At 35.6% G+C, this 23,058-nt stretch carries 20 protein-coding genes; 11 read left to right on the top strand and 9 right to left on the bottom strand.

Features of this window, described 5'->3' with window-relative positions:
* Positions 1-9: 9 nt before the first annotated feature.
* The 7 genes from GJU43_RS10940 to GJU43_RS10965 all read left to right on the top strand — a co-directional run bounded on the left by GJU43_RS10940 (position 10) and on the right by GJU43_RS10965 (position 8,567).
* A complete protein-coding gene (locus GJU43_RS10940; RefSeq protein ID WP_154340798.1) occupies positions 10-1,509 on the top strand; it encodes a RagB/SusD family nutrient uptake outer membrane protein in 1,500 nt (499 codons plus the stop codon).
* Between the two features lie 12 nt (positions 1,510-1,521).
* Positions 1,522-3,129: a hypothetical protein gene (locus GJU43_RS10945; RefSeq protein ID WP_229655042.1), complete on the top strand. Its 1,608-nt coding sequence runs from the start codon at positions 1,522-1,524 to the stop codon at positions 3,127-3,129.
* 55 nt (positions 3,130-3,184) lie between these two features.
* Entirely contained in the window at positions 3,185-4,843 is a 1,659-nt protein-coding gene (locus GJU43_RS10950) for a family 16 glycosylhydrolase (RefSeq protein WP_154340799.1), read from the top strand.
* A gap of 83 nt (positions 4,844-4,926) precedes the next feature.
* Entirely contained in the window at positions 4,927-5,685 is a 759-nt protein-coding gene (locus GJU43_RS10955) for a family 16 glycosylhydrolase (protein ID WP_154340800.1), read from the top strand.
* A 329-nt stretch (positions 5,686-6,014) separates the two neighbouring features.
* Complete coding sequence (locus GJU43_RS10960) at positions 6,015-6,599, top strand: RNA polymerase sigma factor (protein WP_127337092.1); 585 nt, start codon at positions 6,015-6,017, stop codon at positions 6,597-6,599.
* A gap of 49 nt (positions 6,600-6,648) precedes the next feature.
* On the top strand, positions 6,649-6,792 hold the full coding sequence (locus GJU43_RS22810) for a hypothetical protein (RefSeq protein WP_171570675.1): 144 nt from the start codon (positions 6,649-6,651) through the stop codon (positions 6,790-6,792).
* Between the two features lie 719 nt (positions 6,793-7,511).
* On the top strand, positions 7,512-8,567 hold the full coding sequence (locus tag GJU43_RS10965) for a lipopolysaccharide assembly protein LapB (RefSeq protein ID WP_229655043.1): 1,056 nt from the start codon (positions 7,512-7,514) through the stop codon (positions 8,565-8,567).
* Between the two features lie 144 nt (positions 8,568-8,711).
* On the opposite strand, the gene nth is transcribed toward GJU43_RS10965, so the two are convergent.
* Positions 8,712-9,365, bottom strand: a complete 654-nt coding sequence (gene nth, locus GJU43_RS10970; protein ID WP_154340802.1) for an endonuclease III — start codon at positions 9,363-9,365, stop codon at positions 8,712-8,714.
* 210 nt (positions 9,366-9,575) lie between these two features.
* Between nth and bcp the strand changes: the two genes are divergently transcribed.
* Complete coding sequence (gene bcp / locus GJU43_RS10975; RefSeq protein ID WP_154340803.1) at positions 9,576-10,028, top strand: thioredoxin-dependent thiol peroxidase; 453 nt, start codon at positions 9,576-9,578, stop codon at positions 10,026-10,028.
* A gap of 207 nt (positions 10,029-10,235) precedes the next feature.
* Here bcp and GJU43_RS10980 read toward each other — a convergent pair whose 3' ends face one another.
* Positions 10,236-11,696, bottom strand: coding sequence for a TonB-dependent receptor (locus GJU43_RS10980; protein ID WP_154340804.1), 1,461 nt, complete (start codon positions 11,694-11,696; stop codon positions 10,236-10,238).
* A 90-nt stretch (positions 11,697-11,786) separates the two neighbouring features.
* Between GJU43_RS10980 and GJU43_RS10985 the strand changes: the two genes are divergently transcribed.
* Both GJU43_RS10985 and GJU43_RS10990 read left to right on the top strand, forming a co-directional pair.
* Complete coding sequence (locus GJU43_RS10985) at positions 11,787-12,551, top strand: MBL fold metallo-hydrolase (RefSeq protein WP_154340805.1); 765 nt, start codon at positions 11,787-11,789, stop codon at positions 12,549-12,551.
* A 13-nt stretch (positions 12,552-12,564) separates the two neighbouring features.
* Positions 12,565-13,068: a hypothetical protein gene (locus GJU43_RS10990; RefSeq protein WP_154340806.1), complete on the top strand. Its 504-nt coding sequence runs from the start codon at positions 12,565-12,567 to the stop codon at positions 13,066-13,068.
* A 65-nt stretch (positions 13,069-13,133) separates the two neighbouring features.
* On the opposite strand, the gene GJU43_RS10995 is transcribed toward GJU43_RS10990, so the two are convergent.
* The 4 genes from GJU43_RS10995 to GJU43_RS11010 form a co-directional block, all read right to left on the bottom strand.
* Positions 13,134-13,778 (bottom strand): alpha/beta hydrolase, encoded by a 645-nt coding sequence (locus GJU43_RS10995; RefSeq protein ID WP_154340807.1) that lies wholly within the window; start codon positions 13,776-13,778, stop codon positions 13,134-13,136.
* Positions 13,779-13,885: 107 nt separating this feature from the next.
* Complete coding sequence (locus GJU43_RS11000) at positions 13,886-14,212, bottom strand: hypothetical protein (protein ID WP_154340808.1); 327 nt, start codon at positions 14,210-14,212, stop codon at positions 13,886-13,888.
* A 4-nt stretch (positions 14,213-14,216) separates the two neighbouring features.
* A complete protein-coding gene (locus GJU43_RS11005; RefSeq protein WP_154340809.1) occupies positions 14,217-15,473 on the bottom strand; it encodes a dihydroorotase family protein in 1,257 nt (418 codons plus the stop codon).
* A gap of 130 nt (positions 15,474-15,603) precedes the next feature.
* Positions 15,604-17,532: a BatA and WFA domain-containing protein gene (locus GJU43_RS11010; protein ID WP_154340810.1), complete on the bottom strand. Its 1,929-nt coding sequence runs from the start codon at positions 17,530-17,532 to the stop codon at positions 15,604-15,606.
* Positions 17,533-17,824: 292 nt separating this feature from the next.
* On the opposite strand from GJU43_RS11010, the gene GJU43_RS11015 reads away from it, so the two are divergent.
* Entirely contained in the window at positions 17,825-18,937 is a 1,113-nt protein-coding gene (locus GJU43_RS11015) for a lactonase family protein (protein ID WP_154340811.1), read from the top strand.
* Between the two features lie 138 nt (positions 18,938-19,075).
* Here the strand turns inward: GJU43_RS11015 and GJU43_RS11020 are convergent, their stop codons facing one another.
* The 3 genes from GJU43_RS11020 to GJU43_RS11030 form a co-directional block, all read right to left on the bottom strand.
* A complete protein-coding gene (locus tag GJU43_RS11020; RefSeq protein ID WP_154340812.1) occupies positions 19,076-20,428 on the bottom strand; it encodes a DEAD/DEAH box helicase in 1,353 nt (450 codons plus the stop codon).
* A 177-nt stretch (positions 20,429-20,605) separates the two neighbouring features.
* The gene (locus tag GJU43_RS11025) at positions 20,606-21,370 is read right to left on the bottom strand and encodes a TIGR02757 family protein (RefSeq protein WP_154340813.1); all 765 of its coding nucleotides are present in this window, start codon (positions 21,368-21,370) and stop codon (positions 20,606-20,608) included.
* Entirely contained in the window at positions 21,357-23,057 is a 1,701-nt protein-coding gene (locus tag GJU43_RS11030) for a hypothetical protein (protein WP_154340814.1), read from the bottom strand. Before GJU43_RS11030 ends, GJU43_RS11025 begins: the two co-directional genes overlap by 14 nt.
* Position 23,058 lies beyond the last annotated feature (1 nt).

Genomic DNA, 23,058 nt, shown 5'->3' on the forward strand with positions numbered 1-23,058 from the left:
TCAATTAAGATGAAAAAATATATTTTAACCACTATAGTAACATTAACATTGTTTTCAGCCGTAACCATTTCCTGTTCGGATGAATTTGTTGATCCTAAACCGCCATATTCTATCGATTCTGAAAATTATTTTAATTCTAAAGCAGATTACGATAATGCCCTGATTGCTACTTACGATTTACTTCAATCCTCTTATGTAAATGTTTTGTTAGGAGAAATAGCTTCGGATAATACATTAGCTGGAGGAGAAAGCCCTACAGACGTAATTGGTTTTCAGCAAATAGACGACATGATTCATACACCGGTGAACAGCAATTTAAGAGATATTTGGAACTGGATGTTCGCCGGAGTTCAAAGAGCCAATTATATTCTTGAATTTCAAAATAAAACAAATTTTGAAGGTAAAACGCAACTTATTGCCGAAACACGTTTTCTTAGAGCTTATTATCAGTTTGAACTGGTAAAATGGTTTGGCGGGATCCCTATGAAGGGTGATGCCAGATTTAAAATTGGCGATGAAAAAACAATTCCGCGTTCGTCAGTAGAACAAGTTTATGCTTCAATTGAAGCTGATTTAGTGTACGCATCTGCTAATTTATCTGCAATTCCTGCGCAAAAAGGACGAGCGACAAAAGGAGCTGCTCAGGCATTATTAGGAAAAGCCTATTTATATCAAAATAAATATGCTCAGGCAGCCACCACTTTACAGGCTTTAATCAATTCATCAGCTTATTCATTACAAACCGATTATAATGGGATGTTCGAATTAGAAGGAGAAAACGGAACAGAATCTGTTTTTGAGGTGCAATATACAGATGTTGAAGGTGCAGGTTTTGGATGTTTACAATGTAGTGAAGGGAACGTTGCTGTAGGTTTTAACGGAGTTAGAAATTATACAGGACCGCTTTTTTCCTCTGGATTCAGTTTTAATATTCCAACGCAGGAAAGTGCAAATGCTTTTGAAGTAGGAGATAAGCGAAAAAATGTGGCTATTCTGGATATTGTGGCGTGGGCTGCGGCAAATGCTTCATTTGACGGAGGTAAAGGAGTAAGCTATGGCAAAGGAAACGAAGACACAGGCTTTTTTAACCGAAAATATTTGCCAAGAAAAAGGAGTTCAAGTGCTGCCGGAGATTTAAACTTAACAAACCCAAATAATTACAGAGCCATACGTTATGCTGATGTCTTATTAATGGCTGCAGAAGCTTATAACAGAGGTACAATTGATGACGCAAAAGCAAGAGAATATTTAAATCAGGTAAGAAGACGCGCTTTTGGAGATAACAATCATGATATATCAGCTTCCGGAGCTGCACTTACTGATTTTATTTTAGCGGAAAGAAGATTGGAACTTTTTGGTGAAGGACACCGTTTCTTTGATTTGGTAAGAACAGGAAAAGCAGCAGGAACGATACCTGGTTTTAAAGCGAATAAAAACGAATTGTTTCCACTTCCAATTGAAGAAATTCAATTTGCTAACGGAAACTGGGCACAAAATCCCGGATATTAAAAAACATCAATTATGAAAAAAATACATTTTATTATAAGTTTTTTCGTTTTAGCAATGCTTGCAGGTTGCTCAAATGATAGCAGCGATATTGATTTAGAGGGCTTAAGTGCACCCGAAAATATATCGGCTCTGACAACAGTTACACAAGACAATACCGGTAAAGTAACTTTTTTGCCTAAAGGTGAAGGCGTGACGCAATACAAAATTAATTATGGTGACGGAAGTGCCGAATCAGATTATTTTGGAACTGGCGGAACGGTAACACATATTTATAAAGAAGGTGTTTACAAAGCCAAAATTAAAGCGATGGGAATTAACGGAAAAACGACTGAAGTAGAGCAGGAAGTGGTAGTTTCGTTTAGAGCACCTGAAAATTTGGTGGTGGTTATAACGAATGATTTGTCTGTCTCGAAAAAAGTAACCGTAAAAGCAACAGCAGATTTCGCCTTGTTTTATGATGTTTATTTTGGAGAAACAGGTAAACCCGATCCTGTTTCAGCGAATAACGGAGAATCAGTTTCTTATGTGTATCAAGAGGCAGGAACGTATACTATTCGTGTCGTTTCAAAAAGTGCGGCTATAAAAACCACGGAATATACTCAGGAGTTTACGGCAAAACTTGTTCTTAATCCAACAAGTGCTGCACCAACACCGCCTAACAGATCTGCCGGAAATGTAATTTCGATTTACGGATCTAAATACACTAATGTTGCCGGCACAAACTATTTTCCGGATTGGGGTCAGGCAGGACAAGGCAGCAGCTGGACAGAGTTTGATCTTAATGGAGATAAAATGCTAAACTACATTAAATTGAGTTATCAGGGCATTGCATTAGCAGATGGAACAACCATAGATGTTACTGGAATGGATTATTTCCATATGGATGTCTGGACAGCAGATTTACAGAAAATCGAAACCTCTTTAATCAGTAAGACCAACGGAGAAAAGCCAGTTGTGAAAGATCTTACAGCCAATCAATGGACAAGTATAGATATTCCAATTTCAGCTTTTACAAGTCAGGGATTAACCGTTGCTGATATTTTTCAATTGAAATTTGTGGGAACTCCCTGGGCAACCGGTACCGTTTTTATCGATAATATTTATTTTTATAAAAATGCAGAAACATTAACTACTGCAGCACCAACGCCTACAAAAACGGCCAGTGATGTTATTTCAATGTTCAGTGACGCTTATACAAATGTTGCAATAGCAACCTGGCGCACAGATTGGTCAGCTGCAAAATTAGAAGAAACAGCTATTGCTGGAAATGCCGTAAAAAAATACTCCGATTTAAACTTTGTGGGTATCGAGCCGGTTTCAACAATTGATGCTTCTGCAATGACTCATTTTCACGTAGATGTCTGGTCTTCCGATTTTACGGAATTCAGAATAAAGTTAGTCGATTTTGGAGCTAACGGGGTTTATAATGGAGGTGGTGATGATAAAGAGCATGAAATTAAATTTACGGCGCCTGCCAAAGGAACATGGGTAAGTTTAGATATTCCGTTAAGTGACTTCACAGGACTGACAACACGTGCCCATATAGCACAACTGATTTATTCTGCGAATCCTACAGGAGCAAACACAATATATATTGATAACGTTTATTTTCATAAATAGAAATTCAGCCTTATTAATCGATTAAAATGAATTTACATTTTATAAAAAAATTGAAATGAAAAAATATAATAAATACTTCGTATTCCTTTTTGCGCTGCTGCTGGCGGTAAGCTGTCAAAAAGATGATTTCGCTTTTGGAGATTTAAGCGCTCCCGCAAATCTTAAGGTAACCGCTGAGATTGTAGGAAAAACAACAGCTGATCCAAATGGAGACGGTTCAGGTATGGTAAAATTAAGTGCTTCGGCAGAAAATGCTATTTCATACAAATACATATTTAGCGACGGTACTTCAGAAAATGCTCCGGCCGGTCAGTTTACAAAACGTTTTACCAAAACGGGAGTAAATACGTATACCGTTACCGTGATTGCTACCGGAAGAGGTGGTGTTGCTACTAATACAACTATTGATGTTACTGTTTTGAGTAACTTTAGCGATGACGAAGCAGTTCAGTTTTTAACTGCCGGAACTTCTAAAAAATGGTATTGGTCAGCATCAGAACCAGGACATCTGGGTGTAGGTCAAAATGATGGAGATGCGACTAAAAACTATTATGCGAATTATTATCAGGCAGGAGCTTTTGAAAAAGCAGGCTCACCTACAAGCAGCTGTTTATACGAAAATGTATTGACATTCTCTCTTGATGGAGATCAGTTAAAATTTGAGTTAGACAATGGCGGATCAACGTTCTTTAATGCTGCTTTTGCAAGTGTAGCAGGAGGAAGTTCACCAGACGATGCCTGTTTAAGCTATAATGCCGGTGGAGTAAAAACAGTTTCATTAAGTCCATCTGAATCTGTTGTTTCGAAAAATCCTGACCATGCGACACAAACCCGTGGAACGATGTTAAACTTCTCTGATGGAGGTTTTATGGGGTATTACATTGGTCAAAGTTCATATGAGATTTTGTCTATCACAGCAAACAGAATGGTGGTTAGGGCCGTAATGGGAGGAAATCCTGCACTGGCCTGGTATCACATATTCACAACAACACCTCCAAATCAAAATCCGGTAACTGATTATACTAATCTGGTATGGTCAGACGAATTTAATACAGATGGCGCTCCGGATGCTTCAAAATGGGTATATGACTTAGGAAATGGTACTAATGGCTGGGGAAATAGTGAAAAACAAAACTATACCAATGCTGCGAGCAACGTAATTGTACAAGGCGGAAACTTAAAAATCACAGCTAAAAAAGAAGCTTCCGGTGGCTTTGATTATTCATCAGCCCGATTAAAATCAGAAGGAAAATATGCTTTTACGTATGGTAAGGTTGAGGTTCGTGCCAAACTTCCAACGGGAGGAGGAACATGGCCGGCGATCTGGATGCTTGGGGCCAATTATGCAACTAACTTCTGGCCGGCTTGCGGTGAAATCGATATTATGGAACATGTAGGGAACAGTCAAAACCTGATTCACGGTACACTTCATTATCCCGGACATTCAGGCGGAAACGGCAATACAGGCTCTAAGACCATTCCGAATGTTTCTACAGAGTTCCATGTCTATAAAACGATCTGGTCACCTGCAGCAGTAAAAATTTATGTAGATGATGAATTGATTCATTCCGTTGCGAATGATGCTTCCCTGCCGTTCAATAAGGATTTTTTCCTGATCCTGAATGTAGCAATGGGAGGGAATTTCGGAGGTAATATTGATCCTGCTTTTTCACAATCTTCTATGGAGATTGATTATGTGAGAGTATATCAATAGATTGTAAATTAATTAGTAAGAATGAAATGAGAAGGTCAGTTTGAGGCTGACCTTCTTAATTTTAGTAATTTTAAAACGATACTATGAAAAAAGTAGTTGTGTTATTATTGATCAGCAGCTTTTGTTTTGCGCAAAAAGCCAATCGAAAGCTTATATGGGAAGAAAATTTTAATAAAAAGAAAATAAATGAATCTTTCTGGAACTTCGAACTAGGAGATGGCTGCCCGGATTTGTGTGGTTATGGAAATAACGAAAGGCAAATTTATACGAAAACCAATCACGTATTAAAAGATGGGAATTTAATTATAGAAGCCCGAAAAGAAGGAACTAAATACACTTCCACAAAAATTACAACCAAAGGAAAAAAAGAATTTAAATACGGGCGAATAGAAGCAAGGGCAAAATTGCCTGTCGGACATGGTCTCTGGCCTGCATTTTGGATGTTAGGAGCTAATATCGATGAAGTAAAGTGGCCAAAAACAGGAGAGATAGATATTTTGGAATACATAGGAAGGGATCCCCATATGGTGTACACAACCTTACACACACAGGACAGTCACGGTAATACAATCAATACCAAAAGAACAGAATTCCCTACCATTGAAGAAGGGTATCATGTCTATGCTATAGAATGGTCGAAAGACAAAATCGATTTTTTTGTAGACACTACCTTAGTTTATACTTTCAACCCCCAAATTAAAGACGAAAATACCTGGCCATTTGACAAACCATTTTACATTATTCTTAATCTTGCGATTGGCGGAAATTTTGGAGGACCTGATGTAGACGATGCTGTATTGCCTCAAAAATATTACGTAGATTATGTTCGGGTCTATCAATAATCATTTAAATACAATAAATAGTATTAAAAAAGAAGACGTAACTGGTTTAAATTAAGTGGTTTAGAAAGTTTTGTCTTCTTTTTTTAAATGTTAAAACATTACTGTTATTTGGCAATTTTAAAGACTTTGACAGAATATATTAACTTTAATTAAGATTAATTACCATTTTATTATTAATTATTTGTTGTTTGCATTTGCTTTTTAAAATAATTATTTGTTAAATTTGAACAGATTATTAACAAAACTAAAAAAGATCACGCCTATTATATAAAATTACTTTTTAGAAAAAATTACTCCAAATTTTAAACAGAAACTAAAAAAGTAGTATTATGGCTGATCTGCATATTCCAGACGCTCTATTAGTAAAAAATTATGTTGAAGGCAACGAAAATGCTTTGGCAACATTAATAAAAAGGCATGAGTCTAAGATATATGGATTTATATATTCAAAGATTGCTGATAGAGATATTTCAAACGACATTTTTCAGGATACTTTCATTAAGGTAATTAAAACCCTTAAAAGCAATTCATATAACGAAGAAGGTAAATTTTTACCCTGGGTAATGCGTATTTCCCATAATTTAATTGTTGATCATTTTCGCAAGAACAAAAAAATGCCAATGTACAGGGAAACAGAAGAGTTTTCTATCTTCTCTGTGATGTCTGACGATTCTTTAACAATCGAAAATAAGATGATTTTTGATCAGGTCGAAGTTGACCTTAAAAAAATTATTGAAGAGCTTCCTGAGGACCAAAAAGAGGTCTTAGTGATGCGTATGTATCAGGATATGAGCTTCAAAGAAATATCGGAACTTACAGGTGTAAGTATCAATACGGCTTTAGGAAGAATGCGTTATGCCTTAATGAATTTGAGAAAAATAATTGACAAACATCAAATTATTTTAACCAACTAATACTATTTTGAGCATTAGCCCGTTATACTAGTATAAACACTTTCATGGTATGGCGAAAATTTACTCTAAAAAAGCATTAGCTTCTAAAAACTTAAAACCCAAAAAAGAAGTCGTTTCTTTTTTATTAAATTATTCACAAGCGTTGACAGTTGTGAAAATAAAAGACAAAAGTTTTGATATTATAGCTAATTAAACAGCCCACCGCCTTGGTCGGATGTTTATTCTGAAAGAAAAACCAAATGGTCGTTTTGGTTGAAAGCTCACTATTTGTATGCGAATACAGTTAGTGAGTTTTTTTTTTTTACTTAAATTCAAAATCACAACCCTTTTTCTGTTTCATTATATAGGAATTATAAGACTCTTCATCATTATCGTAAACTGAATTAATCATTGTATTTGTATTGTTTTGTAGTAAATAATATATTTTATTTTGAATAATTGTAAGTTATTGTTTATAATAAAATCAAGGTTATATTTTGGTTAAAAAATTATTTAGATTTTATTTGTCTATTCAGTTTTTAATTTTATTTTAGATAAAAATAAATTGTTTGTAACAAATAATTAATAAAAAGGTATTTATAGTTTAAATATTGTTAAAATCATATATTTTTTATAAGTATGTTTAAAAAGTAATGAAAGAATCTGTAACCCCTTAAAATGTTTAATATGATAAAAAACTACACTAATTAATTTGTTCAGTTTGATATGCTTTTGATTCCATAAATGGAATTAAAACAAGATGCAATTTTGCTTAAAGGATACCATACAAAATCCAGGTTATCCGGAAATCAAAACTATTTTTGAAAATAGTCATACTCCCTTTTAGGCCCGGCATGTTCTGCCAAAATTGCTCAGGAAATAAAATCCAAAACTTTATTTAACCATCAAACCTAAGTTCAAATGAAAAAGAAAATGAAATACGTAATACTATCAATAGTTTTGATAAATGTTAGTGTGTATGCTCAAAATGCACAAATTAAAGAAGCACAATCTATTTTTGAAAAAGGGAATCCCCAGGCTGCAATAGGAATTTTGAATAAAACAGAATACCTGATTCTTAATGCGCCGGATGAAGACAAATCTGATTTTTATTTTTTGAAAGGAAATGTATTAAAGGATCTGGCCACCAAAGATATAGATGCGGCTAATAACTTTACCTTAGCTTCGCAAGCTTATCAGGATGTCATGTTATATGAAAATGAATCCGGAAAATATAAATCCAGTGTAAAAGCGGGTGCAGCCTTAAAACAAATGAAATCGAGTCTCGTAAATGGGGCCATGAATGATTTTAAGGCAGGTAAGTTTAAAGAAAGCGCAGAAAAGAGTTTTAAGGTGTATTTGTTTGATAAAAAAGATACCCTGAATTTGTATAATGCAGCAGCAGCTTCTGTAAATGCGGAAGATTATGATTCGGCAATCAAATATTACGAGCAGCTTAAGAAAATCAACTTCTCGGGAAAAGGAATTCTGTATTATGCTACAAACAAAAAGACAAAAGAAGAAGATACTTTTATATCACCAAAAGCCAGACAATCTGCTATTGATGCCGGACTTTATGAGAAGCCAAGAACAGAATCTGTTCCTTCAAAAAAGTTAGAAGTCAATAAAAATCTGGCATATTCGTATCTGGAGAAAAAAGATTTTGCCAAAGCAGAAACAACATACAATAGTGTTTTGGAGATAGATCCTAATTGTGTTGATGCCTACGTAAATCTTGCGTATTTAAAACTGGAATTAAAAAAGGCTTTAGCAGAAGAGATTTCCGCTTTAGGAACCAGCCCAAAAGAAATGCAGCAATACGATAAATTAAATGCTAAAAAAGATGATATTGTCAGAAGTGCCATTCCATATCTTAAAAAAGCACTTCTTATTGAACCTAAAAATGAATCCGTTGTAAAAACACTTTTGGGAGTTTACAGGTCACTAGATATGACAGCTGAATATAATTCCTTAAAGGGCGGAATGTAGGTTGTTGAGGTTCAAAGTTGCAAAGGTTTAAATAGTCGGGTTTTCTGATTTAGAAAATCCACTATTTAAACCTTTTCATTTTATATTTTATAAATTTAGCCTGACGTAAACCTCTATGTAATTCATTTTTGATGACATGTGCAATTACTTCACCTTACTCATTTCCTCGATAATAGATTTCTTTCCAATCGTTCTCGTAATAATATCTTTTTCTAAACTCCAGCCACGGGCAGGAGAGTATTCACGACCGTACCAGATAATTTGTAAATGTAAATCATTCCATAATTCTCTTGGGAACAATCTTTTGGCGTCTTTTTCTGTTTGCACCACATTCTTTCCATTCGAAAGATTCCATCTGTACATCAATCGGTGAATGTGTGTATCAACCGGAAAAGCCGGAACTCCGAAAGCCTGCGACATGACGACACTTGCTGTTTTATGACCAACAGCAGGTAATTCCTCCAGTGCTTCAAAACTCTGAGGTACTTTTCCGTCATGTTTGTCAATAAGAATTTGCGATAAACCATAAATCCCCTTCGACTTCATCGGAGATAGTCCGCAAGGGCGAATAATTTCCTTAATTTCTTCCACAGACATTTTTATCATGTCATACGGATTATCCGCTTTTGCAAAAAGTAAAGGTGTAATTTGATTCACGCGCACGTCGGTACATTGTGCCGATAATAAAACAGCAATCAGTAAAGTATAGGGATCTTTGTGATCAAGAGGAACAGGTATAGTAGGGTAGAGTTCTTTTAACGTATTTATAACAAATTGTACGCGGGCTTCTTTATTCATTTCCGTATTTTTAATCCCGTAAAAATAATGAATTATAAGTTAAAAGTTATGCGTTATTAGTTATGCGTTATTAGCTTAAAGTTAGATATAATTAGTTTCAGGGATAAATCCAAAAACAAAAATCTTTATTCTCTACTCTTTATTCTCTACTCTTTACTCTATATTCTTAACTCTAAAATCTAAAAGCAACAATCTAAAATAAAAATAAAAATGATAACATTAAAAAAAGGTGATAAAGCCCCGCAGTTTTCAGGAGCAGATCAGGATGGAAAAGTACATACACTGGCAGATTACGCCGGAAAAAAACTAGTCGTTTTCTTTTACCCGAAAGCAAGTACGCCGGGTTGTACGGCAGAAGCATGTGATTTAAGAGATAATTTTGAACGGTTTAAAGCGAATAACTATGAACTTCTTGGAGTTAGTGCCGACAGTCAGAAAGCACAGGGAAAATTCAAAGACAAATACGAATTCCCTTTCCCGTTAATTGCCGATGAAGATAAAGCGGTAATCAATGCTTTTGGTGTCTGGGGTCCTAAAAAATTCATGGGAAAAGAATACGACGGAATCCACAGAACCACTTTTGTAATTGACGAAAACGGAATCATAGATGAAGTAATCGAAAATGTAAAAACAAAAGAACACGCAGCGCAGATTTTGAAATAGTTTTTTTGTTTCGGGTTTCAATCTTGACGTGTAGTTTTAACCGCAAAGCACGCTAAGAAATTGCAAAGTTCGCAAAGCCAAATCAACACAAAGCTTTGCGAACTTTGCCTGTTTAAATACCGTTATAAAAAAATGTGTTAAAGTCTTACGCAGTTCAAAACCTGAAACCTGAAACAAAAAAAAAGCCCCGGATAAGGGCCTTTTTAATTAAGTATTTTGTTCCAATTCGATTTGCGGATGATACCCAAAAAGATGGTGCTCTTTTATAATTTCTGCAACTCCTGAAGGAAGCATTGGTTCCCAGCCGGATTTCCCCTGACTGATCATTTTTAGCACTTCACGTGAGAATACATTTAATATTTCATGATTATAATCTACGATATCCACTACTTTTCCGTTGAATTTGAAGAATTTATACAGTTCTTTCATTCTAGGATGTACTTTTAGATTTTCAGAAGTAATAATTTCTCCATTTTCACCCAGCATCGGATATAAAAATACTTTCATATCGCGGTAGAATAATTTTCCAAAAGCTTCCAGGATTCCACCACTCAGGTGACGGTAATATTTCTCGTCAAAAATATCAATTAGGTTATTTACTCCCATTGCCAATCCCATTCTGGCTTTGGTATAATTAGCAAAATATTCCACTACTTTATAATATTCCTGGAAATTCGAAATCATAACCGTTTGTCCTAATGAACAAAGCAACTCAGCCCTGTCCATGAAATCACGTTCATCAATTTCACCATCAGAACGTAAATTGGAAAGCGTAATTTCGAAAACGACCAAAGTATTGTCTTTTTCAACCTTATTTTCTTCAAGAAACATTTTCAGTGATTTCTCGTACATGTCAAGGTTTACATTTGTAACGGGACGAAAACTTCCTCTGAAAGCCAAAAGGTTCTTTTTGTATAAAATAGCAGCCGGTAAAATGTTTTTTCCCTCAGGGTTAAACATTACGGCGTCTGTCATTCCGTTTTTAACCAGTTGCAGACTCATCAGACGATTGTCAACATCTGCAAAACGAGGTCCTGAGAAGTTAATAGTATCGATTTCGAGCTGGTCCTTGTCTAAGTGATCGTATAAATAACGAAGTAATCGTTTTGGGTCATTGTATTTGTAAAAAGCACCGTAAATTAAGTTTACACCTAAAATTCCCAGTGTTTCCTGTTGTAGTCGTGCGTCAGTCTCTTTAAAACGAATGTGGAGAATAATTTCGTTGTATGCTTCGTCCGGTTCTATCTGGTATCGTATTCCAACCCAGCCGTGACCTTTAAATTGTTTGGCAAAATCGATAGTGGCAACAGTATTGGCGTAACTAAAGAAAAGTTTGTTCGGGTGTTTTTCGCGGCTCAGACGTTCTTCGATAAGTTCGCCTTCGAAGGTTAACATTTTTTTGAGTCGGTTTTCGGTTACATATCTTCCGTCACCCTCAATCCCATACACAGCATCACTAAAATCTTTGTCATAGGCAGACATTGCTTTTGCAATTGTTCCCGATGAACCTCCGGATCTGAAAAAATGCCTAACTGTTTCTTGTCCAGCGCCTATTTCAGCAAATGTTCCGTAAATATTCTCGTTTAAATTAATGCGTAACGCTTTGTCTTTTATAGAAGGAATCTGTTCGATGACCTTGTCACCTTTGAGTTTTATTTCTGTACCCATTTTATTTTAAATAGATTTGTTACAAAGTTAGCAAATTAGGCTTCTAATGAAAGAGAAATAATCCTATTTTTGTAAAAAAATTAAGTTCAATTGAAGATCTATTTTTTAGGTACCGGCACTTCTCAGGGGATCCCAATTATTGGGGTAGATCATCCTGTTTGCAATAGCACTGATGCTAAGGACAAAAGGCTACGTGTATCCATCTGGATTACGTGGGACACCCATTCGTACGTGATAGACTGTGGGCCGGATTTCAGGCAGCAGATGCTTTCCTGCGGATGCCGCCAGCTCGATGCTATTTTATTTACACATGAACATGCCGATCACACAGCAGGTCTGGACGATATTCGTCCGTTTAATTTCAGACAGGGTGAAATTCCGGTGTATGCACATCAGCGTGTAATAGACAATCTCAGACGACGTTTTGAATATGTTTTCGAAACCGTAAACAAATATCCGGGTGCCCCAAGTGTAAAAACCATCGAAGTTAAAAACGACGAACCTTTTGCAGTTGGCGATAAAATAGCCATTCCGGTAAATGTTATGCATGGCGACTTGCAGGTTTTCGGATATCGAATTGATGATTTTGCGTATCTCACCGATGTAAAAACCATTGCTGAAACCGAAATTAAAAAGCTCAAAAACCTGAAAGTTTTGGTGGTAAACGCTTTGCGTGTAGAACCTCATGATACACATTTCAACTTGCAGGAAGCACTTGATTTTATTGATTTGGTAAAACCTGAAGTGGCTTATTTAACACATATCAGCCATGTCTTGGGTTTTCACGAAGAAGTACAGCAGCAGCTTCCTGAAAATGTCTTCCTGGCTTACGATAATTTAGAAATTACAATTTAATTATATTCCAAAAATGAAAAAATCCTTAATGCTTTATCTTTTTATCCTTGCGATATTAATGAATGTTTTTACCTATATGTTTTACAGTCGTGAAGTGAAATTCGGGCAGGAACGATATGACAAAACAACCAAAAAACTAAGAGACAGCATCAATCTGGTGACCACAAAACTGGCAGAATCGAATTATTTTTCTTTGGAAAATAACGAAAATGCACAGAATTATTTTGATAACAGTGCTTCGGGAGGAAAAGTCATTCTTTACGAAAAACTGATTCCGGTGGTAACCGAAAAATTACTGGATTACAATTCAAATCCAAACGGCAATCCGTACACAGGACAGGACAAAATTGAAGGTAAAAAATTTATTATCAATAAAGTTAAAATATTGAACCACAGATGGATTATTGCAGATTACAGCAATGGAGAATATTGGGGAGAAGTGTTGTTGAAATACTTTGTTGCCGATGATGAAAGCATTACTTTTGAAGTAAACCAGTCTTTGCTGTACCAGAAATAAAGTTTACAGTATTCAGTCGCAGTGTCCAGTATTTAAAACTGTAAACTGCGACTGAAAACTGAATACTACTCAGCGAGCCAGTTCTTAAAATCAAAGAAATTCTGCGGTGCAACACCGTGACCAACAGGGTATTCTTTATAAGTAACCGGAATATTTAATTTTTCTAAAATCCCTGGTGTTTTTCTCGCCCAGTCAATTGGAATAACCTGATCGACAGTTCCGTGAGAAGCAAATATTTTCAGGTTTGTAAAGTCATTTTGTTCAAAACCTTCCTTGATGATTTCTTCATTAAAATAACCACTCATCGCAACCACCTTTTGGATTTTTTCAGGATACGAAAGTGCTACGGCATAACTCAGGATAGAGCCCTGACTGAAACCAATCAAAGTTACATTATTTGCATCGATAGGGTAGTTGGCAACCAATTCATCAACAAATGTTGCGATTACATCACGTGAGGTTTTTGCTTGTTCGTTATCAGAAAATTTGTTCTGATCTGCATCAAAATTAATAGCGTACCAGGCGTATGCACCATATTGCAAATCATAAGGAGCCCTTGCCGAAATAACATAATAATGATCCGGCAATTCTGTTGCAAACGAAAACAAATCGGCTTCGTTGCTGCCATAACCGTGTAATAAAAGTAAAACGGGATTTTTGTCTAAGATAACTTTTGGTTCCTGTATTTTATATTCTAAAGATAGATTCATTTTTTTTAATTATGAAGTGTGAGTTGTGAATTGTAAATTTTCAACCTTGATAAAAGAGTTATTGGAATTTGGAATTTATCCCGAAGTTTCGGAATTGGAATTTTATTCTAACCAATACTTCTAAACCATTTCTGAAAAAGCTCTCCCACTAAAGGAATGGGCCTTGTTTGTCCCTGAATGGCACTAAAAATACCATAACTCCATAAAACCGAGATGCAGATCCACATGGGGAAAGTAATGAAAAAGCTGTCAAAATTGCTGATAATGGCTCCAAATGAAATGAAAGCCAGCGATAATCCCAAAGCCTGACGGATATGGAAAGAAGCAAAACTATTTTTATTTTCCGAGTTCATAGACATTGCAATAAGAACGCCTACAATTAAGATGTAGCTGGTAATTGCAGCAGTTTTTCCCTCTTCGATTGAATTATTCATGTGATTATTTTGTGATAACAAGTTGATTTTGATTTAAAATGCCATAAACAGCACCCTGGATTTCTGTTCCTAAGAAGGCAGAATTTTTAGATTTGGAAAGAATATTTTCTTTTGTAAAAGTGTATTTTCCTTCGGTGGTAAAAAACGTAAAATTAGCTTTGGAACCTTCTGCAATTACGTTGTTTTCAATTCCAAAAACAGTTTTTCCTGAAGTCAGTTTTTCAATTATAACTTCTAAAGGTAAAACAGTCAGCAAAGCACCAAAAGCACTTTCGAGCCCGATTGTACCATTTTTAGCCGTATCAAATTCCATTTTCTTGAATTCAATGTCAATCGGATTATGATCCGAAGTAATCATATCGATTGTCCCCTCAAGAACGGCATTGATAAGAGCAATTCTGTCCGCTTCAGCGCGTAGAGGCGGCGTAACTTTATATCGGGTGTCAAAACCTTCTAATTTTTCATCATTTAAAACCAAATGATGAACGGCAACACTACAGGTAACGTTAAGGCCTTTCGCTTTCGCTTCCTTAATCATAGTAGCAGATTTTGCTGTGGAAATAGTCGGTATATGAAGTTTTCCTCCGGTGTATTCCAGTAAAAACAAATTTCGGGAAATTTCTAATTCCTCGGCTAAGTTTGGGATTCCTTTTAAACCTAAGCGGGTAGAAACAATTCCTTCATTGGCAACACCATTTCCTTTGATGTTGGCATCCTGTGAATACGAAATCACCAAACCATCAAAATCCTGCACGTACTGTAAAGCGATTTTAAGAAGATTGGCATTGTCAAGGCTTTTATTGTAATCGCCAAAAGCTATGGCACCTGATTTTTTCATGTCAAATAATTCGGCCATATCTTTTCCTTCACTCGCTTTGGTCAAAGCTCCAATCGGGAAAAGTTCCGTGGCAAAACCATTTGCTTTGTTTTTTACAAAATTAATCTGCGACTGATTGTCGATTACAGGGAAGGAGTTGGGCTGCAGTGCAATGCCGGTAAAACCGCTTTTTGCAGCAACATTCAGTCCGTTTGCAATGGTTTCCCTGTCTTCATAACCTGGTTCTCCCAAAGAAACACTGCTGTCAAACCAGCCTTGTGAAAGATGTAAATTATCGAATTTTACTTCGGTTGTATCTTCAATATCAAGAATTGAAGGTCCTATTTTTTCTATAATACCATCTGCAATTAAAAGATCAACGGTCTTGTTATGAAACGGACTTTTGGAGTCGATAATTTTGGCGCTTCTGATGATTATTTTCATATGTAGATAAATTTATTTTAAACTGAAATTGTAGCATCTTAAACCTTAAAAGGTTATGGTGTCATTTCGACGAAGGAGAAATCGCATTCAATATTCCTTGCAGTGTGACATATCCTGTGCAAACTAAACTTTACTTTACAAATTTTATAATTGCCATTTCTAATGCTAAAAATAACAGTGCAAAGATAACAAACCATTTCCAAATCTGACTGTCAGTGCGCTCAGTTTGTAGCGTGTTAAAAATAGTCGAAAGGGTATCGGCGGTTTTAAAATCAGAAACCACATTTGTATTGGCCTGGCTTAAATCACTTTCGCTTCGCTTGTAGTTGAAACTCAGGTTTTCTACCCAGTTTTTTTTATCAAAAGCACTATAATTTCCAGCTGTTTCCGGAAAGTCGTTAAAGACTAATTTTACCTTACTATTCAATATCTGCTGAATCGGAATGAAAGAATCGTCATTTCCTTTTATTTCTAAAATGGCATCTTTCGTCAATAAAACATCCACGAAATAAGGCTGGTTATTGCCGATCGTAAGCGCATTAACGCCCGTTTTCTGGTTGTTCTGTCCCATTTTGTAAAAGAGAGGAACAATTAAAGGAGACTGCTGAAAGTTTGAGATTACACTATTAAGAGGTGCTGAAAAAACAGAAACGGCAGACACGGGATTCTGAACCATGGTCAGAAATACACTTTGATCTTCATAAGATAAAACAGCCGGATAAGGACTCGAAATATCAAATGACTTCGCAGTTTTCGGGTATTGAAAATTCGTAATTTTATTTTCAAAAACACCTGAAAACAAAGGATGGTCAAAGTTAATTTTGGTGATCAGCTTACTTGTATTCTGAAGGTTTTTAAACTGGATTTTTCCAAAATTGCCCAGAAAAGCATTCAGATTGCTGACCGAACTTTTTTCGGAGGGTATGATTACTAAATTTCCGCCTTTCGATACAAACGCTTTCAGGGTTGTCTGTAAAGCCTGAGGCACTTCCTCCAGTTCGTTTAAGATAATAGTATTTTGTTTTTCCAGACTATTATAATCCAGACTGCTGAGCGAATAGTTGTTGTAGTTGAACTCCGTTTGCGTATAAATTCTCGATAAGAAGTTGCTTTTTTCAGGATCGCCAATACTGATTACATTTGTTTTCTTCGTTTTTGAAATACTAAAATAAAGCTTGTTGTCGTAGCTCAGACCATTGTCTTCAATTGTTACGTAACCATGAAATGCTTCTTTTGGAATCGTAAAATTGATTTTCTTTTTCTTGTTATCAAAATTGATGATAGTTTTGGCAATCAGTTTGTCTTGATTGTAAAGGGCCATTGAAACCGGTTTGAAATTTTCCCCATAAGCCGATAAATTTACACTGATTTCATAAAAATTTTCCAAAGTCTGATTGATGAAAACGCTGTCAATCGATATGTTGTTTTTTTGTTCCGCTTCGGGAATTATAAAATAAGGCTGTTCCTCGGCATCAATATTTTTTATGTCTTTTTCAGTAAGGCCTACCGCATCCGTAATCACTACAATGTCCTTTTTATGAGCAGATTTATGTGCTTTAATTTTGGCTATTATCGCCGAAAGCTCAAACGGAGTTGCGCTGTATTTTAGGTTTTGTAAAGCGCTTTTGGAGGATTTAATATCGGTATTCCAATAGTTTTCAGTATTGGTAAGCAATGAAAACTGAGCGCTTTCCGGCGTGTTTTCGAGTAATTCCTGAACGGCACGTTTTAATAATTCACCTTTTTTTCCTTTTGCCTGCATACTAAAGGAGTTGTCAAGGACAATGTACATTTCGTTAGAGGCATTTTTACTGTCTTTGGCTTCAAAAAAAGGCTGTGCAAACGCAAAAATCGCAAAAGCCAGCAATAATAAACGGGTAGCCAGTAAGAGTCTTTTTTTGATTTTAGAACTTTTACGGGTTTGAATGGAAAGTTCTTTCAGGAAGCGGACATTAGTAAAATAGGAGGTTTTAAAACGTCTTAATTGAAACAAATGAACCAAAATTGGAACAATCAATAAAAACAGAAAGTATAGAATTTCGGGATGTTTAAAATGCATTCTGGCTTTGATTTACTCCACTACGTTTGTTTTTTCGTGAAGATACTGGTCAAAAATACAAATTTTTAGTTAAACCAAATACGGAATGTTGGTTAAACCCTATAAGTAATTTAAGTTCATATAATTTTTACAAGAACAAACAACATTCACTTATAATCTCTTAAACGACTTATATAGTTTAAAGTGCAGGTATTTGAAAAATGTAACTTTTGTAAATTCATTTGTAATAAAAAATAACTCCTAAAAGAGAATATTGAGTATTTTAGCTAATTCAAAAAACAACTCAAAAAATATGAAAAGATTATATATGTTTCTTTTTTCAGCTTTAGTTTTTACTACTGTGCAGGCTCAGAATAAATTTAATTTATTGGTAGGAACCTATACGAACACTTGTGAGAGTAAAGGAATTTATGTGTACGAATTCAATGCAGGTACAGGTGAATTTAAATTGAAAAACAACTCAGAAAATGTGTTAAGTCCGAGTTATTTGTCTGTTTCATCAGATAATAAATTTATTTATGCTGTGAATGAAAATGGAACGCAAAGTACTGCAAGTGCTTTTGGATATGACGCCAAATCAGGAAAACTTACTTTTTTAAATAAAAATGATGCTCTGGGCGCAGATCCGTGTCATTTGATTAATGATGCTCAGAATGTAATTATAGCCAATTATTCAGGCGGAAGTATTGCTGTATTTAAGAAAAATGCTGATGGAAGTATCACGGAGGGGCAACAGTTAATTCAGCATGAAGGAAAAGGACCAAATAAAGCGCGTCAGGAAAAAGCACATGTCCATATGGTAGTTTTTTCACCGGATAAAAAGTTTGTTTTATCAAATGACTTAGGCGAGGATAAGATTTTTATTTATAAATACAATCCGACTGCTAAACATGAAATTCTAACATTGAAAGGAACAGTTGACGTAAAAGCAGGAAGCGGTCCGAGACATTTAACTTTTAGCAAAGACGGGAAATTTGTATACCTAATTCAGGAATTAGACGGTACGTTAACGACTTTTAGCTATGATAAAACCGGAAATTTAAAAGTAATTGGCGCAACGAGTATACTTGCCAAAGATTTTAAAGGAGGTACAGGAGCGGCGGCTATTAAAATTTCACCTGATGGAAAATTTTTATATGTAACTGATCGTGTAGATGCCAACAATATTACTGTTTATAAAATCCTTAAAGACGGAAAAATAGAACTTGTTGAGCAAATAAGTACATTAGGAAAAGGACCAAGGGACTTTGCAATTGATCCCACAGGAAATTACCTTTTGGTCGGACATCAATATACGAATAACATCATAATCTTTAAAAGAGACAAAGCCACAGGAAAACTGACGGATACAGGTAAAAAAATAGAACTGTGTTCACCGGTTGGATTGGTTTTTACTAAAATTTAGTTTGAAAGGTACTAAGTCGCTAAGGTTCTAAGATGCTAGGCTTAAAAATAAAAAAGACTCAAATGATAAATTTAATTTATCATTTGAGTCTTTTAATCTTAGCTCCTTAGCATCTTAGCGACTTAGCACCTTAAAAAACTATTTATTCTTATCTTTTCTCTTCTTATCTCTCGTTTTCAGCATATTTCTGTTAACAGAACCGTGCGTTTTCTTTTTGGTTTTTGAAGGACCTCCAAGATTCACTTTTTTATTCTTTTTATCTTTTTCATGGAAAGCACCATCTCCGCTAAGTTTTTGTTTTTTCATTAAAAACTTAATAGGCTGACGCTCTTTTTCAGGTTCGATCAGCTTAGATGAAATTTCTACTTCTTCCGGGAAATTAGCTATTGCAAGTTCCTGGTTCATCAAAACTTCCACTTCTACTTTGAATTCTTCTTCACGGGGCGTGATAAAGCTAATGGCAGTTCCCGTGGCATCCGCACGACCTGTACGTCCAATTCGGTGCATGTACAATTCCGGTAATTCCGGAAGTTCAAAGTTGATAACATGCGAAATATTGGAAATATCCAGACCTCTCGCCATAATATCGGTAGTAATCAGTCCGCGAAGGTTTCCTTCCTGAAATTCAGCCATGGTACTCAAACGGTAATTCTGGGACTTATTGGAGTGGATTACCCCAAACTGACCTTCAAAATCTTCTTCGATACGCGTGTGCAGCATGTCTGAAATCTTTTTATTGTTCACAAAAACCAAAACACGTTCCATGCTTTCGTTTGTTTCCAATAAATGTTTCAGTAAGTTCACTTTAGTATTAAAGTTCGGAACATTATAGGTAATCTGTGTAATATTTTCAAGAGGAGTTCCTGAAGCAGCAAGTGTTACTTCTTCCGGAAAATCAAAAAAGTCATTCAGAACCGCATCGACTTCATCCGTCATTGTGGCAGAGAATAAAATATTTTGACGTTTGGCTTTCATCATCGCCAGCAATGCTGTTAATTGCGTACGGAAACCTAAATTCAGCATTTCATCAAACTCATCAATTACTAATTTTTGAGTTTCATCAAAACGAATTACCGCATCCAAAGCCAAGTCCATCGTACGACCGGGCGTTCCCACTAAAATATCAACTCCTTCGTAAACGGCTTTTTTCTGTGTGTTGATATTTACACCACCAAAAATACCAAGTGTCTTAACCGACATGTATTTGGTTAATTTCTCAACTTCTTCTACCACCTGAACGACTAATTCACGGGTAGGAACCAGTACTACAATTTTTGGCGTATTGGTTGGGGTAAACTTGTATAATTTTAAAAGAGGCAGTAAATAGGCAAATGTCTTACCTGTACCTGTTTGCGCAATTCCCATCATATCGCGACCTGACATAATCACAGCAAAGGATTTTTCCTGAATTGGAGTTGGTGTAACAAAACCCAATTCATCGATTGCTTTTTGTAGTGATTTTGGAAGATTGAATTTTTCGAAAGTGCTCATTTACATTAAATTTTGTGCAAATGTACGTTAAAATGATGGTTTTTTTGTTGATTTTCTATTTATATACCATTTTGTCCCTCTGAGCGAAGTCGAAGAACATACCAATTGGAATCGGGCTTCGACTTCGCTCAGCCTGACATTCGCTGAAATTAGCCTGAAGGATGAAAATAGAAAATATTAAAATCCCTCAAAAACACCCAGTCCAAAAAGGGCAAAATCGTATTTTACAGGGTCTTGGGCATCCATTTCCCTGAGTTTTTGGTCTAATTCAGCCAAAGCTTTTCCATCATTTTGTTTTCGGGTCAGAATCCCTAGTTTTCGGGCAACATTGCCGGAATGTACATCTAAAGGGCAGGATAGGGCTGCTGGTGAAATAGTTTTCCAGATTCCCAGGTCAACTCCTTTTGTATCCTGACGTACCATCCAGCGCAGGTACATGTTAATTCTTTTGGCTGCTGAATTGTTTAGGGGATCTGAAATGTGTTTTTGAGTCCGCGGAAGGTGATCTGTTTCAAAAAAGATCTTTTTAAACTCATGAATGCTCTTTTGGAGGCTGTCATTTTCCTGATTTTTAGCAAAAACGGCTTCAAGGCCATTGTGGTTTTTATAAATGTGCTGCAATCCTTTTACAAAACCTGCAAAATCGCTTCCGTTAAAGGTTCTGTGAACAAAATTTTCCAGTCTTGCCAAATCTTCATCGGAATGGGTCATGATAAAATCGTAAGGCGTATGGCCCATTAATTCCATCATGGTATGCGAGTTTTTAATAATCATTTTACGATTTCCCCAGGCAATGGTAGCACTTAAGAAACCCGCAATTTCGATGTCTTCTTTTTGAGTAAACAAATGCGGAATCTGTACAGGATCACTTTCAATAAAATCCTGATTGTTGTATTGAATGACTTTTTCGTCTAAAAAATCTTTAAGTTCAGTTTGATTCATTTGATATGTTTTTGGCATAAAAGCCGTCTTTTAAATGTGTGGTGCGCAGTTGAGGTATTATTTTATAGTATACCTCAAAATACTCTAGCTGGTCTTTGTTGACACAAGGTAATTTTCCGTCGCCGCTTCCCCAAAAAAACGTATTGTTTATGGGAGAATTGTAGAGCAGGTTGCCGTTTTTTATACTTTGATAACGGAGGTCAAATTTGCTGTTACTATGTGGAAAAACTATTTCGCTTACAGAAAGGGTACTATTGTTTTTTAGATGAACATTGGTTGTAAAAAGGCTTAGATTAAAGGGAACCATCAGAATCACTATTAAAATGCCTAATGAACTGAAGAGGGAAATAACAATACTTTTTTGGGTACTTAGAATGGTGGATGCAATTAAAAAAGTAAAAAACAGTACAGCATTCATGAAAAAGCGATACTGAGGAGACGATAGAAACAGTACGATCATCTGAAAGAACAGTATTCCGTACAGCATCCAGAAAGGTTTTTTATTGAAAAACTTAAAGATGAAAGCTGGAGTAATTACAAGAAGTACTAAAATTAAGGTATTGAACAGGCCATGTAGTCCCGGTCTGAAAATCCATATTTTAAAAACTTCAAAGATTCCCAAACTGTCAAATTGAGTTTCGGTTAATGAAAAAGCCGCTGTTCGGGTTTCATCATAATAAAAATGAGCCATCGCTTCCGGAATCTGAAAATCAAAAGAAAATGGATTGGCTACCGCAGGAAATAAAGGATAACCACTAATGATGGTGTTTTTTATGGTAAAAAGAAGCAAAACCAATAGGCCAATGACCACCGGTTTTACAATTTCCGGGATTAACATTTTATAGTGTTTCGCAAATAAAACCAACGGAATTAAGACCAGAACAATTGAGGTTGTTTTGATAAATACCGCAAAGAAAACGAGTAGGGAAATGAGATGAAAGGTTTCCGGATTCCCGTTTTTATAGTTTTCAGTAAACTTAAAAAAGAGAATCAGTGATAAAATATATATGGGTAAATCAGGAGACGGTGTGCTGATAAAGGAAAAGAAGAAAATATTCGCCAAAGGCAACAGCCCGATAATGAGATGATTGCTTTCTTTGTTTTTGAAATATGCATTAAGATGCGGAAAAGCATAGATATTGCCTAATAAAAGAAAAAATCCGCTTAGGTCATTAAAATTGGGATATAAAAAAGAAAAGCTGAATACACTTTGCGCAATATGCCAGCCACTGGTTTGTGCTAAGAAAATATGCAGATTGGCAAGTCCTTTTACAAAACCATATTCATTTATCCATTTGATGGTTTGAATATAATATGATTCATTATCAATTATGTAGGGAACTGAAGCGCACTGGGCCAAAATTAAAAGTGTGGTACTAAATAATATTACTTTTAAGGAAAGTGTCAGAGCCTCTAATTTCTGGAAAAGCGATTTGTAAATGAGATGAATTTCACTTTTAAATCTAACATAAATTCCAATATTCAGAACTAAAAAAAAGACATGAAATTCGATATTAATCCTCTCAAAGATTGCCCAGAAACCGGCAAGGAGCGTAGTGGTAAAAAGGCCAAGAATGGAGCAAATAACAAAATTTGAATTCTTTATTTTGGTTATTTTACTGGTATAAAAACCAATATTTATGGTTGTGAAAACCATATAAATCCAGCTTAAAAGAATGAAAACCATT

The sequence above is a fragment of the Flavobacterium sp. LC2016-23 genome (assembly GCF_009674775.1).
In the GTDB taxonomy this organism is placed as follows: domain Bacteria; phylum Bacteroidota; class Bacteroidia; order Flavobacteriales; family Flavobacteriaceae; genus Flavobacterium.